The 13741-nt window shown below is 68.3% G+C and carries 13 protein-coding genes; 4 read left to right on the plus strand and 9 right to left on the minus strand.

All coding sequences use genetic code 11. The annotated features are described in order from the left end of the window. Positions 1-33 precede the first annotated feature (33 nt). Positions 34-507 (plus strand): Cys-tRNA(Pro) deacylase, encoded by a 474-nt coding sequence (gene ybaK, locus ASD21_RS17325; RefSeq protein WP_056444028.1) that lies wholly within the window; start codon positions 34-36, stop codon positions 505-507. On the opposite strand, the gene ASD21_RS17330 is transcribed toward ybaK, so the two are convergent. Then, positions 504-1466: a bifunctional helix-turn-helix transcriptional regulator/GNAT family N-acetyltransferase gene (locus ASD21_RS17330; RefSeq protein ID WP_056444203.1), complete on the minus strand. Its 963-nt coding sequence runs from the start codon at positions 1464-1466 to the stop codon at positions 504-506. The two genes, ybaK and ASD21_RS17330, sit on opposite strands and share 4 nt — an antisense overlap. A gap of 167 nt (positions 1467-1633) precedes the next feature. On the opposite strand from ASD21_RS17330, the gene ASD21_RS17335 reads away from it, so the two are divergent. After that, positions 1634-2914 carry an Nramp family divalent metal transporter gene (locus tag ASD21_RS17335; RefSeq protein ID WP_056444031.1) on the plus strand — a complete coding sequence of 427 codons (1281 nt, stop codon included), beginning with the start codon at positions 1634-1636 and terminating at the stop codon, positions 2912-2914. Between the two features lie 278 nt (positions 2915-3192). Then, positions 3193-4209 (plus strand): hypothetical protein, encoded by a 1017-nt coding sequence (locus ASD21_RS17340; protein WP_056444034.1) that lies wholly within the window; start codon positions 3193-3195, stop codon positions 4207-4209. Positions 4210-4359: 150 nt separating this feature from the next. On the opposite strand, the gene gyrB is transcribed toward ASD21_RS17340, so the two are convergent. The 4 genes from gyrB to ASD21_RS17360 all read right to left on the minus strand — a co-directional run bounded on the left by gyrB (position 4360) and on the right by ASD21_RS17360 (position 9395). Beyond that, complete coding sequence (gyrB, locus tag ASD21_RS17345; RefSeq protein WP_056444205.1) at positions 4360-6780, minus strand: DNA topoisomerase (ATP-hydrolyzing) subunit B; 2421 nt, start codon at positions 6778-6780, stop codon at positions 4360-4362. Positions 6781-6848: 68 nt separating this feature from the next. Beyond that, the gene (gene recF / locus ASD21_RS17350) at positions 6849-8027 is read right to left on the minus strand and encodes a DNA replication/repair protein RecF (protein WP_056444038.1); all 1179 of its coding nucleotides are present in this window, start codon (positions 8025-8027) and stop codon (positions 6849-6851) included. Positions 8028-8236: 209 nt separating this feature from the next. Next, a complete protein-coding gene (locus ASD21_RS17355; RefSeq protein WP_056444041.1) occupies positions 8237-8986 on the minus strand; it encodes an SDR family NAD(P)-dependent oxidoreductase in 750 nt (249 codons plus the stop codon). Between the two features lie 52 nt (positions 8987-9038). Next, positions 9039-9395, minus strand: coding sequence for a VOC family protein (locus tag ASD21_RS17360; RefSeq protein ID WP_056444044.1), 357 nt, complete (start codon positions 9393-9395; stop codon positions 9039-9041). 180 nt (positions 9396-9575) lie between these two features. On the opposite strand from ASD21_RS17360, the gene ASD21_RS25075 reads away from it, so the two are divergent. Then, a complete protein-coding gene (locus ASD21_RS25075; protein ID WP_268760907.1) occupies positions 9576-9704 on the plus strand; it encodes a hypothetical protein in 129 nt (42 codons plus the stop codon). Between the two features lie 74 nt (positions 9705-9778). Here the strand turns inward: ASD21_RS25075 and ASD21_RS17365 are convergent, their stop codons facing one another. The 4 genes from ASD21_RS17365 to msrA all read right to left on the minus strand — a co-directional run bounded on the left by ASD21_RS17365 (position 9779) and on the right by msrA (position 13666). Continuing rightward, complete coding sequence (locus ASD21_RS17365) at positions 9779-10282, minus strand: YcxB family protein (protein WP_235524908.1); 504 nt, start codon at positions 10280-10282, stop codon at positions 9779-9781. A gap of 85 nt (positions 10283-10367) precedes the next feature. Then, on the minus strand, positions 10368-10610 hold the full coding sequence (locus ASD21_RS25265) for a DUF6980 family protein (RefSeq protein WP_082554827.1): 243 nt from the start codon (positions 10608-10610) through the stop codon (positions 10368-10370). 1140 nt (positions 10611-11750) lie between these two features. Then, on the minus strand, positions 11751-12869 hold the full coding sequence (gene dnaN / locus ASD21_RS17370) for a DNA polymerase III subunit beta (protein WP_056444050.1): 1119 nt from the start codon (positions 12867-12869) through the stop codon (positions 11751-11753). Positions 12870-13147: 278 nt separating this feature from the next. Then, positions 13148-13666, minus strand: coding sequence for a peptide-methionine (S)-S-oxide reductase MsrA (msrA, locus tag ASD21_RS17375; RefSeq protein ID WP_056444052.1), 519 nt, complete (start codon positions 13664-13666; stop codon positions 13148-13150). Between the last annotated feature and the right edge of the window lie 75 nt (positions 13667-13741).

Here is a 13741-nt window from a genome sequence, read left to right on the forward strand (position 1 = left end):
AGGTTTTCGGGCGGGCTTGGCTATAGTGACGCCATGTCCCGCACCACGCCCGCCACCCTCGCCCTGACCAAGGCCGGGGTCGATTTCACGGTCCACGCCTACGACTACGATCCGGACGCCGACAGCATCGGCCTGGCCGCCGCCGCGGCCCTGGGCGAGGATCCTGGCCGGGTGCTCAAGACCCTGATGGCGCTGGTCGACGGCAAGCCGGTTCTGGTCATCGCGCCCTCCGACCGCGAGGTGGCGATGAAGAAGCTGGCGGCGGCGGTCGGCGGCAAGTCGGCTCAGATGATGAAGCCCGCCGACGCCGAGCGGATCAGCGGCTACAAGGTCGGCGGCATCAGCCCGTTCGGCCAGCGCAAGCCGCTGCCGGCGGTGATCGAGGCCGACGCCCTGGCCCACGATCGCGTCTACATCAACGGCGGCCAGCGCGGCCTGCAGGTGCGGCTGGACCCGAACGCGGCGCGCGAGGTGCTGAAGGCGGTCGCGGCTCAGGTGTCTTCCTAACCCCGATACCGCATCGCCACGTCGCACCGCTCATACCGGCTGCCGAACAGCGCCATGATCTCGGCGTCGTGCTGGAAGCCCAGCTTCTCGTAGAGATGGATGGCCGGCCCGCACTTCCTGTTGGTCAGCAGGTAGAGCCGGTCGGCGACGCCCATGGCCTTGGCCCGCTCCAGCGCCGCCGCCAGCAGGAACTCGCCCACCTTGCGGCCGCGCGCGGCCTCCAGGACGCCCATCTTGGTCAGCTCGAACCAGCCGTCCTTCATCCGCATGATGGCGCAGGTCCCCACCACCCCCAGGTCCGGCGTCTGCGCGAACAGCACCGCCCCGCCCTTGTCGACGATCAGTTCGCGCGGGTTCTCCAGCAGCGTGATGTCGTTCTCCTCGAGGGCGAACATCTGCGCGATCCAGGCGGCGTTGATGTCGTGGAACGCCCGCGCCAGGTCGTCGGAGAAGTCGCGGATGGTCATCGCCGGCGCCGCGGCGGGGGCCATGATCCGGTCCACCAGCGAGCGGCGGTCAAGTTCGGTCTCGATCATCGTGATCTCCTCCAGCAGGGCGGCGTGGCGGCCGCCGCACAGCGATACGGCGGCGGCCTCGACCTTGGGCCACAGGTCGCGCTCCAGCCGGTCCATCAAGGCTTCGCCGGCCGCGCTCAGCGACAGCAGCTTCTGGCGCTGGTCCCGCCCCTCGCGGCTGGCGTCGATCAGGCCCTGCTCCATCAAGGCCTGGACGGCGCGGGTGGCGGTCGGCTGGCTGATCCGCAGATGCTGGGCGACGCCGCCCACGGTCTGCGGACCCTGCTGGCGCAGCACGGCCATGAACGGTTGCTGGGCCGGCTGGATCGGCAGGTTCATGGCCTGGAGCGTGGCGGCGGCGTCGGTCTGCAGCCGGTCGGCCAGGCGCTTCATCCGGCTGCCCAGGAAGGTCACGCCCAGGTCGGCGAGGGTGTCGGGGGTCATGATCGAGCTCTCGGGGGTCACAAACATGTCGAGATATATACATAGCTATGTATCTGGTTTGGCAAGCTGGAATTTTGGGCTTCGTCCCACAGGCGACACAGGAACCAAGCGCCCCGGCCGGTGTTTCAGCCCACTCCCCAGGCCGGTGAATGGGCAAGAGACGCACCATGACCTCGTTGCTCCGTCGCGTCCGGTCAATCGCCCTGTTCGAGCAGTTGGGGCCCGGCCTAGTCACCGGCGCGGCCGACGACGATCCGTCCGGCATCGCCACCTATTCCCAGACCGGGGCGCGGTTCGGCTACGGCCTGCTGTGGACCCTGCTGCTGACCTATCCGTTGATGAGCGCCATCCAGCTGGTCAGCGGCGAGATCGGCCGGGTCACCGGCAAGGGCTTGGCTCGCAACATGGGCGAGGTGATCCCCAGCGGCGCCGTGACGGGTCTGGTCGTCCTTCTGTTCGCGGCCAACACCGTCAATATCGGCGCCGACCTGGCCGCCATGGGGGCGGCCGCTCGGCTGCTGGCGGGCGGCGGCGCGCATCTGTTCACGATCGGCTTCGCGGTCGTGTCGCTGCTGCTGCAGATGTTCGTTCCGTACAAGCGCTATGTCCGCTTCCTCAAATGGCTGACCCTGGTGCTGTTCGCCTATGTCGCCGTGGTCCTGGTCGTGAAGCTCGACTGGGGGCAGGTCGCGCGGGGCCTGTTCCTGCCGGATCTGAAGCTGCTGGGCTCCAAGGAGGCGATCACCACCATCGTCGCCGTTTTCGGCACGACGATCAGCCCCTACCTGTTCTTCTGGCAGACCGCCCAGGAGGTCGAGGAGGTCGATCACGACGACCAGGCCCGCCCCCTGACCGAGGCGCCCGAGCAGGCCAAGCGCGAGATGCGCCGCATACGGATGGACACCTTCGTCGGCATGGCGGTCTCGAACCTGATCGCCCTGGCCATCATGATCGCCACCGCGGCCACCCTGCACGCCGCCGGCAAGACCGAGATCGCCACGGCCGCCGACGCGGCCAAGGCCCTGGAGCCGGCGGCGGGCCGGTTCGCCTTCCTGCTGTTCACCCTGGGCATTGTCGGCACCGGCCTGCTGTCGATCCCGGTCCTGGCCGGATCCGCCGCCTATGCGGTGGGCGAGAGCCGGGGCTGGACCTGCGGTCTCGACAACAAGCCCTGGGAGGCGGTCGGCTTCTATGCGGTGATCGGCGCGGCCACCCTGCTGGGCGTCGGTCTGGACCTGATGAAGATCGATCCGATCCAGGCCCTGTTCTTGAGCGCGGTGATCAACGGCGTGATCGCCGTGCCGATGATGGTGGTGATGATGCTGGTCGCCTCGCGCCGCGACCAGATGGGCCGCTTCGTCGCCGGCCCGGCCCTGAAGCTGTTCGGCTGGCTGGCCACGGCGGTGATGGCGATCGCCGCGGCGGCGATGTTCGTGGCCATGGCCTGAGCGCGTACGGCGTTCGCCGAACCGTGTCGTGACGGCAACAAGGTCGCCGCCAAGTCGTCTCCCGGGTCGCGACGACCTTGTCGACGGCGGGGGATCATGAGATCAGCGTCTCCCGATCCACGCTCCGGAAGAAGCCGCCGCCGCATGACCTTGAACGCCGCCCAGCCATACAAGCCACCGATCCCGGTGCGATGGCGCGCGTCGTGCGAGCCGCGCCCGCTTCGTCTCCAACACAACCGCTAGCGACGGCCCGCCCCGGCTGTCGCCGGGAGCTATCGATGACCACCCTCGTTCTGGCCAAGGCGACCGAGTCCGCCTCGCCCCTGCTGCGCCTGATCGCGCCCGCCTATGCGGACGTGCTGGCCGCCCTGTGGCCCGCGCCGCACACCCCGTTCGTCACCGCCCCGACCGCGCGGCGGCACCTGATCTGCCTGATGCTGGCGATGGAAACCGATCGTCACGCCGCGGTCGACGTCGATCTGCTGCTGGAGGCGCCGCTGCGCAAGGCCGTGCGGCTGGTGCTGGATCCGGCCCCGGAAGGTCTGGCCCGGGCGTTGGAGCGGCTGGGCGAGATCGCCTGGACGCCCGAGGACTATCGCGTCCTGGTCGCCCTGCTGGCCGATCCCAAGCCGGCCAAGACCCTGCGTCACGCGGCCCAGATCGACCCGCTGCAGGTGCGGACCCTGGGCGCCCTGCCGCGTCCGCTGCGCGACGCCGGCGGGGTCGCCGTGCGGGTCAGCGCCGCCCAGGCCAAGCTGCTGGCCGAGGCGCACGCCCTGCTCGCCCGCCGCCTGCCGGAGGCGGTCCTGGCCCAGCGGATCGCCGTCTGGACCCGCGCCCCGAACGCCAAGACGCTGTTCAACCTGGTGGCCGACGACTTCCGCCGCGAGCTGCCCAAGCCGCCCCATCCGGGGACGGAGCGTCTGCGGCCGCTGGAGAGCGTGGCGGCGATCCGCGACGCCGCGCGGCGCTACCGCAACTGCCTGGCCAACTATGTCGACGCGGCCGTGGACCGCCGCTGCGCGATCTACGAATGGCTGCCGGCCCCGGGCGCGGTGATCGAGCTGACGCCCGACAGCTATTTCGGCTGGCGGCTGGACCAGGCGCGGCTGGAGAACAACAAGTCGGTCGACGACGCCACCCGCGCGGCGATCGTCGAGGAGCTGCGCGGCATGGGCATCCATGTCGGCCGCAGCGCCTGGCAGATCCGCCACGCCCTGGAACGCGCCGGCTCGCCGAACTTCGAGCTGGAGTCCGTGGACGCGGCGATCGCCGACTATTTCACGGATGACTGATCATAAAATCCGCTCATCCCGGCGAAGGCCGGGACCCAGATCCCATAGCGGTGTGGTCGGCTGGAAGGACTCTGAGTTCTTGGCGTCAGCCTCAAAGCCATTCCATCTGGGTCCCGGCCTTCGCCGGGATGAGCGGATCAAAAAGGAACGTTAAACGTCCACCTCGGCGTCCAGGGCGTTTTCCTGGATGAACTCGCGGCGGGGTTCGACCAGGTCGCCCATCAGGCGGCTGAACATGTCGTCGGCGTCGTCGGCGTGGTTGACGCGCACCTGCAGCAGGGTGCGGGCTTCCACGTCCAGGGTGGTCTCCCACAGCTGGTCGGGGTTCATCTCGCCCAGGCCCTTGTAGCGCTGGATCGACAGGCCCTTGCGGCCGGCGTCGAGCACCGCGCCCAGCAGGTCGAGCGGACCGCGCACGGTGGTCGACTTGTCCTTGCGGCGGAAGATCGCCGCGCCGGAGAACACGTCGGCCAGGGCGCCGGCCCGTTCGGCCAGGCGGCGGGCGTCGGCGGCGTGCAGCAGGCCGTCGTCCAGCACCACGCTCTCGGTGACGCCGCGGCGGATGCGCTTGAACACATAGGCGGTGTCGCCGCGCTCGCCCGACCACGGGCCGTCGCCTTCTTCCGCATACAGATCAAGACGCTTGGCGGCGGCGGCGATGTCGGGGTTTTCGCCGAACAGGCCGGCCAGGGCCCCCTGTTCGATGGCGAAGGCCGGCGCGCGCTGGGCCAGGCGGTCGATGTTGCCCTTGGCCTGGCGGCACAGCTGGACCAGGGCCAGCAGGTCCTGGCCGGTGCGGCGCTCGCCCGACGGCAGGTCGAGTTCGGCGCCCTCGACGCCCTCGTCGACCAGGAAGGCGTCCATCTCGAAGTCGTCCTTCAGGTAGCGCGACGACTTGCCCTTGGCGGCTTTGTAGAGCGGCGGCTGGGCGATGTAGATGTAGCCGCGCTCGATCAGCTCCGGCATCTGACGATAGAAGAAGGTCAGCAGCAGGGTGCGGATGTGGGCGCCGTCGACGTCGGCGTCGGTCATCAGCACGATCTTGTGGTAGCGCACCTTGTCCGGGTTGAAGTCGTCGCGGCCGATGCCGGCCCCCAGGGCGGTGATCAGCGTGCCGATCTGGTCGGACGACAGCATCTTGTCGAACCGCGCCCGCTCGACGTTGAGGATCTTGCCGCGCAGGGGCAGGACGGCCTGGTTGTCGCGGTTGCGGGCCTGCTTGGCCGAGCCGCCGGCCGAGTCGCCCTCGACGATGAAGATCTCGGACTTGGCCGGGTCACGCTCGGAGCAGTCGGCGAGCTTGCCCGGCAACGAGGTGATGTCGAGCGCGCTCTTGCGGCGGGTCAGTTCGCGGGCCTTGCGCGCGGCCTCACGGGCGGCGGCGGCCTCGGCGATCTTGGAGACGATGGCTTTCGCCTCGTTCGGATGCTCCTCGAACCAGGTGGCCAGGCCTTCCTGCACCAGGCCCTCGACGGCCGGGCGGACTTCGGACGAAACCAGCTTGTCCTTGGTCTGTGAGCTGAACTTGGGATCCGGCACCTTGACCGACAGCACGCAGGTCAGGCCTTCGCGGGCGTCCTCGCCCCCGACATTGACCTTTTCCTTCTTCGTGATGCCCGAGCTCTCGGCGTAGTTGGTGATGATCCGGGTCAGGGCGCCCCGGAAGGCCGACAAGTGCGTGCCGCCATCCCGCTGCGGGATGTTGTTGGTGAAGCACAGCATGTGCTCGTGGTAGCTGTCGTTCCACCACAGGGCCAGGTCGACCTCGACCTTGTCCTTCTTGCCCCGGATGACGATCGGGGTTTTCAGGAGCGGGGTCTTGGCCTTGTCGAGGTGGCGCACGAAGGCCTCGATGCCGCCCTCGTAGTGCAGCTTTTCCTCCCACGGCTCGGCGTCGCGCAGATCGCGGAAATAGATCGTCACGCCCGAGTTCAGGAAGGCCAGTTCGCGCAGCCGGTGCTCGAGCGTTTTCCGGTCGAATTCGATGAAGGCGAAGGTTTCCAGCGACGGGAAGAAGGTCACTTCCGTGCCGGTCAGGGTCTCGCCGGCCTTGGGACCGTCGGCGCGGACGGGCGAATCGCCGGTCTGGGCCAGCGAGGTCACCGCGTCGCCGCGCTCGAAGCGCATCTGGTAGCTGTGGCCGTTGCGGTGGATCTTCAGCTCCAGCCAGTCGCTGAGCGCGTTGACCACCGAGACGCCCACGCCGTGCAGGCCGCCCGAGACCTTGTAGCTGTTCTGGTCGAACTTACCGCCCGCGTGCAGCTGGGTCATGATGACCTCGGCCGCGCTGACGCCCTCGCCCTCGTGGATGTCGACCGGGATCCCGCGCCCGTCGTCGGTGACCGTCACCGAGCCGTCGGCGTTGAGGATCACCTCGACCTTGGTGGCGTGGCCGGCCAGGGCCTCGTCGATGGCGTTGTCGACCACCTCGTAGACCATGTGGTGCAGGCCCGAGCCGTCATCCGTGTCGCCGATGTACATGCCGGGGCGCTTGCGCACCGCGTCCAGGCCCTTGAGCACCTTGATCGAGTCGGCGCTGTACTCGCCCTGCATCACTTCAGGCGCCGACATTTCCGAGCCGTCCGCGGTGGTCAGGCGATCGCCGGTGTTGTCGGCCTCGGGGCCCTTGGTCTCTTCGGTCATACGTCTTCCAATGCGGTCAGGCCGAGTTCGCTGACGCGAACGCCGAGAGCCCGACCTTTCAGGTGGTCGAACAGCGACTGGTCCGTGCCCGTGAGAAAGGCCTGGAGTCCGAGCGCCGTGATTTCGTCGGCCAAGGCGGCTCGCCTTTTCAGGTCGAGATGCGCGGCGACTTCGTCGAGCAACAATATAGGATTCGGCGCGTCTTTCGCACGCGAAAGTCGCGCCGCCTGGGCCAAAACCAGGTTCAGAATCAGCGCTTTCTGCTCGCCGGTCGAACATTCCGCGGCGGGACGGTCCTTGTCGACGTGATGGATGGCCAGATCGCCCCGGTGCGGACCGGTCAGGGCCCGTCCGGCGGCCCCGTCACGGAGCCGGGCGGCGGCCAGGGCGGCGGCGAGCCGGGCCTCGATCTCGGCGGGCTCGACCCCCTCCAGCGCCATCTTCTCCCACTCGCCGGTCAGGGCCAGGCGGGCGCGCGGGAAGGGGCGGTCGCCGCGGCTGTCGATCTCGGCCTGCAGAACCGTCAGGGTGCGGGCCCGGGCCCCGGACATCAGGGCGCCGGCCTGGCCCAGCTGGGCCTCCAGCGCGGTCAGCCACACGGTGTCGGCCGGCTGGCCGCTTTCGGCGGCGTCGGTCAGCAGGCGCATGCGCTCGCGCTGGGCCTTGTCGTAGGCGTTGGCGTGGCGGGCGTGGTCGGGCTCGCCGGCGAACACCAGGCGGTCGAAGAACTTGCGGCGCTCGCCGGCCGCCTCGAGGAACAGGCGGTCCTGGGCCGGGGTCAGCCAGATCGGGCGAAGGTGGTCGGCCAGGCGTCCGGGCGGGACGGTCTCGCCCTCGATGCGGACGATTCGGCGGGCCGCGCCGGCCAGTTCGACGCCGGTGCCCAGCCGGATCGGCTCGTCATCGGCGCCCATGCTTGAAGGGGATTGGGCCTCGGCGGCCACGGCCCAGGCGCGGCCGGTCGTCTCGCCCGGCTGGCGACGACCCACCTCGGTCAGGCTGGCCCCGCGCAGGCCCTTGCCCGGCGACAGCAGACTGATGGCCTCCAGCAGGTTGGTCTTGCCCGCCCCGTTGGCCCCGAACAGATAGACGCTGGCGCCCTCCGGACGCAGGGTCGCGCGCTCGTACGAGCGGAAGTCGGTCAGGGTCAGGGAAAGCAGGGCGGCGCGGCTCACCGGGGGGTTCTAGCCTATTCGCGGGCCAGGTCTAAATCTGGAGGGCCGATCTTCCCTTCGATCCCCGAGGGTTGTCATCCCGGAAGCCTCGCGGAGGCTGTCCGGGACCCAGGGGGCTGGGCGGATGCGGTGCGGTTCACCTGGGTCCCGGACAAGCGCTGCGCGCTTTCCGGGATGACAACGATGTGGGGCGCCGAGGTCGCTGCCCCCTACCGCTCCTGGTCGGTCGAGCGCATCAGGATTTCGTTGATCGTCACGTGGGGCGGGCGCGAGACGGCGTAGAGGATGGCGTCGGCGACGTCCTCGGCGGTCAGCTGGCGCATGGCGGCGGCGTTCTTGTTGAGCGTGGTCTGGATGGCCTCGACGGCGATATGGTCGCGCAGTTCGGTGGCCGCCATGCCGGGCGAGATCACCGTGACGCGGATATTGTCCTTGTGGACCTCCTTGCGCAGCGACTCCGAGAAGCCCACCACCCCGAACTTGGTGGCCGAATAGGCCGCCGCCAGCGGGTTGGAGACGTGGCCGGCGGTCGAGGCGATGTTGACGATGTGGCCGTCCTTGCGGGCGGTCATGCCGGGCAGGGCGGCCTGGGTGGCGGCGATCAGGCCCAGCAGGTTCAGCTCCAGCATCGACCGCCAGCGGCCGAGATCGGCCGTGGCCACCGGCTCCAGATACATGACGCCGGCGTTGTTGATCAGGATGTCGAGCCGGCCGAACGCCGCCTCGGTCTCGCGGACCGCCCGCTGGGCGGCGTGCTCGTCGGTGAAGTCGGCGACGATGACGTGGGCCTCGCCGCCCTCGGCGGTGATGCGCCGGGCCAGGTCGCGCAGGCGATCCTCGCGCCGGGCGGCCAGGGCGACCTTGGCGCCGGCGCGCGCCAAGCCCAGGGCCACGGCCTCGCCGAAACCCGACGACGCCCCGGTGACCAGGGCCACGCGGCCGTTCATGTCCGTGCTCATGGGAAATCTCCTCGCCGGCGCCGATCGCGTCCGGCGAGGATATGGGGACGCCTCAGCCGAACTTGTAGCCGCAGAGTTTGTTGCCATCCAGATCGCGGAAATAGGCGAAATAGGCGCCGGGCATCCGCTCGCCCGGAGGACCCTCGCAGGTCCCGCCCAGTTCCATGGCCTTGGCGTGGAAGGCGTCGACCTCCTCGCGGCTTTCGAAGTCGAAGCCGCCCATCATGCCGTTGCCGACGCAGGCCGGTTGGCCGTCATGGGGACCCAGCACGCCGAACAGCCCCGTGCCCTTGCCGCGATACAGCCGCCCGCCCGACGGATGCTCGTAGACCCCCGCCATGCCGATCGATCCCAGCAGGGCGTCGTAGAAGACCTTGGCCGCCTCCAGTTTGTTGGACCCCACCGTCATGTAGTTCACTCTCACCACGCGCTTCCTCCCGTTTTCTTATGAAACGGAGGCTAGCACGCGCGGGGAGGTCGGCAAGGGCCGGGAAGCCGTCACGCGACGATATCGTGACACCGCAGGTTGCTTGCGCGACTCGCGGCGTCGGTGATGAATAGCGGTAACAAAACCCTGGGGAGGGGGCACATGCGACTCAAGACCTTGGGCGCTCAGCGCCAATGGTGGCAGAACCACCCGGAACTCGGCATCGCCACCGGCTGGGCGGTCATCTGCGGCGTGCTCTGGCTGATCGTGCGAGCCCTCGGCGTCGCCTGAGGCGGGGCTGGGAAGGTTCGCGGCGGAAAGCTTTGGCCGCTTTCGACCCGTTGTGGACTTTGGCGAACTTTCCGCTACCCGCCGACAAGCCTTGTCGCGTCCGGGCTTCTCGCACGTGCAGCCTCGGTCATCCGCGACGCGGCTTCGGCAATGAAATCGCGTTCGGCGTCGGGAGTTGTGAAGAAGCGTCGCGGGAGGACCATGGCGCTGCTTTGCACCAGGAAAACCCAGTACTTGCGGGTTTGGTAGAGGTCCGTGACGCAGGGCCAGCGAGCGGTCAGCGTCAGGTCCGCCAAGTCATAGACCAGAGCCTCAGCCGTCACGCGCAGCGTCAGCGACTGTTCGTAGGGCTGTCCGCGCGCGGCGAGGGCCTTTCGCATCGAAGGTCCCACCAGCCACTGGATCGCCACTAGGCCCACGCCCAGGCCGACAACGGCGAACTCGACCGACATGGCGGCCGCCGACCATGACCCCGACGCCCAGGCCCCTACAGGGATGCCGATGGCCAACATGCAGACCACGAGAATGAATTTCATCTGACGCGGCGACACGCCCCACCGAGCCTTGATGTAGGCCATGGCGGCCGTGCTTTCCCCGACGGCGAGAACCCCTGTCGCTTCCATTTATCCCCCTTTTAAGATCGGTCTTGCGCCGAACGACTGCCTAGTCGTCGTCAGAAGCCAAGAGCGATAGGTCGATCTCTCCGATCGGAGCCAACGCCGTTCCGCACCATGGGCAAAAGCCGATTTCGATGACACTTGAACCGTAGCCGTTCTCGCCCGTCCGAACATATAGGCCGTAGCCACCACGAACCTCGGCGATCATGGCGTCCGGGCACGCTGCGCGATCGCGGTGCAACTCACATACTTGGTTGAGGTCGAAAGCCATTCGGTCGCAGCAAGACATCACCCTTCAAGATCGCCAAAACGATCCGACGTCAATGACCGCTCCCCACCCTTCTCGGACGTTTGGAACGTCCGCTTGGCGCAAGCCCGCATCCGCCCCGGATGGGGCCGCGCCTTAAAGCCTTGGTGGATCGGAGCTCTGTCGTCTGGCCGTGTCAATGACGGCCCGAAGGGCCGCCGCGGGGCGGCCGGCCGGAGGCCGGTCATTGTCTCCCGGAGGGGAGAGGGAGGGATCCGCGCCGCAGGCGTGGGAGGGAGAGGGGTGACGCCTTGTCCGGTTTCACACATCGCCGCGTTTTCAGCGCCCTGCCGGCACGCCGGTTGGCTCAGAACCCCCTCACCCTCCCACCGCTACGCGGCGGGCCCCGCCCTCTCCCCATGGGAGAGGGTTTCGCGATGTTGATGCTCGGCACATAGCGAACGAACCCCAGCGATTTCAACGCCCTGAACTTTCTCGACCCGATTTGGTCCTCACCTTTCAAACCGCCCGCATAATGACCTCACCTGAAGGCACGGGGAGGGCGCACGTACGGCGACCGATGCGGCTTTCGGGAGTGGTCGAGCGGGAAGCGTTTGTCGGTGGTCTTCAGTGACAGCCTTCGCGACGGTCCTGGGCAGGTTCCTTGCAACACAGGACGAAACCCAGGCGGCGAGGGATCGACGGACGTGGCAGGCCTGGGCTGAAATCGCCCAGGCGGTCCGGAGAGCGCCAACTCTCCGCCCGTCGGGGGCCTCCATCGGAGCGGGTTAAAAATCCGCGATCCGAACCCGACACCCCGCCATAGGCGTCATGCGCCGTGTAGGTGAAGGCATCGGATCGCCCAGGCGGTCCGGAGAGCGCCAACTCTCCGCCCGTCGGGGGCCTCCATCGGAGCGGGTTAAAAATCCGCGATCCGAAGGCTTCCGGATAACGGTTCCACGCGAAGCGCCTGAACTTCGTCGAAACGGTAATCAAAACTGCCAATCCTCCGGGCGAGGCCCGGGCGCTTCGCACCCTCCCCATTCGCTCAGCGGGTTTCCGCGTGAGGACGAGAGGTCGTGCCGGTGAGCACTTGCCCCCACCTGACCGCGAAGCGGTCTGTCCGCCCCAGAGGGGGCGGAGGGGCGCCCGTTTCGTCGAAAGGATCGAAGCCTGGAGCTCCTACACCCGCAGCGGCATCAGCACGTATTTGACGCCAGGGTCGGTCGGATCGACCACCAGGGTCGGGCTGGCCGGGTCGGCGAAGCGGAACTCGGCGATCGGGCCGCCGATCTGGCCGCAGACGTCCAGCAGGTAGCGGGCGTTGAAGCCGATCTCGAAGGCTTCGCCGTCGTAATCGACCTCGACCTCTTCGACGGCCTGGCCGGCTTCCATGTTGCGCACGGTCAGGGTGATGCGGCCCGGCTCGACGGCCAGCTTCACCGAGCGGCTCTTCTCGGCCGAGATGGTGGCCACGCGGTCGACGGCCTTGGCGAACAGGTCGTTGTCCAGGGTCAGGATCTTGGCGTTGTCGCGCGGGATGACGCGCAGATAGTCCGGGAAGGCGCCGTCGATGACCTTGGAGGTCAGGGCCGCGCGGCCGAACTCGAAGCGGATCTTCTGGGCGCTGATCTGCAGGTCGACCTGCTCGCCGGCCGATTCCATCAGGCGGCGAGCCTCCTGGATGGTCTTGCGCGGCACGATCACGCCCGGCAGACCGGCCGAGCCTTCCGGCGCGTCCATCTCGGCCAGGGCCAGGCGGTGGCCGTCGGTGGCCACGGCGCGCAGCTTGGTCACGCCGCCGTCGTTGACGGTGTGGAGATAGAGGCCGTTCAGATAGTAGCGGGTCTCTTCGGTCGAGATCGCGAAACGGGTCTTGTCGATCAGCCGCATCAGGTCGTTGGTGTCGACCGAGATGCGGCCCGACAGGCCGTCGCTGCTCATCACCGGGAAGTCGCCGGCCGGCAGGACCGGCAGGTTGAAGCGCGAGCGGCCGGCCTGGATCACCAGGCGGGGGTCGTCGCCGCTGAAGCTGAGCGAAACGTCCGAACCGTCGGGCAGCTTGCGGACGATTTCATACAGGGTGTGGGCCGGGGCCGTGATCTGGCCGGGCCCGTCGATCTGGGCCAGGCCCTCGTCGATGATCTCCATGTCCAGGTCGGTGGCCGAGAACGACAAGGTGTCGCGATCGGCCGACAGCAGGATGTTCGACAGGATCGGGATGGTGTTGCGGCGTTCGACGACGCTCTGCACGTGACCCAGCGCCTTCAGCAGCGCCGCCCGCTCGATGGTAAGCTTCATATCTCGGTCCAGGTCCCAGGGCCGCCGCCGACAGAGAGAATCCCCCGCGGCCCCGCAATGAATGGACTTGCGACATTAGCGTAATCGCGCCGCTGGGGAAGAGGGGGCGCGCGACGGGGTGCGACGAAATGGCGCCCCGGCCGCCGATCATTTGCCGCCGCCCGTCCGTGGGGCCGCCCTCGTCCTTCGACAAGCTCGGGATGAGGGCTGCATCTGGCGACGGTTCAGTGGAAAAACCCCATCCAGAGCCTGTCGAAGGACGAGGTTTTTTCGGGCCCTTAGCCGGCCGCGGCGCGGTCGGCGCGGGTCGGCAGCTTCCAGCCCGGGCGGATGAAGTGGCAGGTGTAGCCGTTGGGGATCCGCTCCAGATAGTCCTGGTGCTCGGGCTCGGCCTCCCAGAACGGGCCGACCGGGGCCAGCTCGGTCACCACCTTGCCGGGCCACAGGTTCGAGGCGTCGACGTCCTGGATCGTCTCCTCGGCGACCCGCTTCTGCGCCTCGTCCGCATAGAAGATCGCCGAGCGGTAGCTGAGGCCGATGTCGTTGCCCTGGCGGTTCAGGGTGGTCGGATCGTGGATCTGGAAGAAGAACTCCAGGATCTGGCGATAGCTGATCACGGCCGGATCGAAGACGATCTCGATCGCCTCGGCGTGGGTCCCGTGGTTGCGGTAGGTGGCGTTGGGCACGTCGCCGCCGGAATAGCCGACACGGGTCTTCAGCACGCCCGGATAGCGGCGCAGCAGGTCCTGGACGCCCCAGAAGCAGCCGCCGGCGAGGATCGCGGTTTCGGTGGTCATGGGAAGACGGCCTTTCGTCAGGGGAATGGGCGAGGCTACATGTTGGGCCTGTCCGGCGCGCGCGCAAGCGGCGCG

Source organism: Caulobacter sp. Root1455 (assembly GCF_001426905.1).
Lineage (GTDB): Bacteria > Pseudomonadota > Alphaproteobacteria > Caulobacterales > Caulobacteraceae > Caulobacter.

Coding starts and splice junctions, on each gene's coding strand:
- ybaK (WP_056444028.1), top strand. CDS start 34: ATGTCCCGCACCACGCCCGCCACCCTCGCCCTGACCAAGGCCGGGGTC.
- ASD21_RS17330 (WP_056444203.1), bottom strand. CDS start 1,466: ATGACCCCCGACACCCTCGCCGACCTGGGCGTGACCTTCCTGGGCAGC.
- ASD21_RS17335 (WP_056444031.1), top strand. CDS start 1,634: ATGACCTCGTTGCTCCGTCGCGTCCGGTCAATCGCCCTGTTCGAGCAG.
- ASD21_RS17340 (WP_056444034.1), top strand. CDS start 3,193: ATGACCACCCTCGTTCTGGCCAAGGCGACCGAGTCCGCCTCGCCCCTG.
- gyrB (WP_056444205.1), bottom strand. CDS start 6,780: ATGTCGGCGCCTGAAGTGATGCAGGGCGAGTACAGCGCCGACTCGATC.
- ASD21_RS17355 (WP_056444041.1), bottom strand. CDS start 8,986: ATGAGCACGGACATGAACGGCCGCGTGGCCCTGGTCACCGGGGCGTCG.
- ASD21_RS17360 (WP_056444044.1), bottom strand. CDS start 9,395: ATGACGGTGGGGTCCAACAAACTGGAGGCGGCCAAGGTCTTCTACGAC.
- ASD21_RS25075 (WP_268760907.1), top strand. CDS start 9,576: ATGCGACTCAAGACCTTGGGCGCTCAGCGCCAATGGTGGCAGAACCAC.
- ASD21_RS17365 (WP_235524908.1), bottom strand. CDS start 10,282: ATGGCCTACATCAAGGCTCGGTGGGGCGTGTCGCCGCGTCAGATGAAA.
- ASD21_RS25265 (WP_082554827.1), bottom strand. CDS start 10,610: ATGTCTTGCTGCGACCGAATGGCTTTCGACCTCAACCAAGTATGTGAG.
- dnaN (WP_056444050.1), bottom strand. CDS start 12,869: ATGAAGCTTACCATCGAGCGGGCGGCGCTGCTGAAGGCGCTGGGTCAC.
- msrA (WP_056444052.1), bottom strand. CDS start 13,666: ATGACCACCGAAACCGCGATCCTCGCCGGCGGCTGCTTCTGGGGCGTC.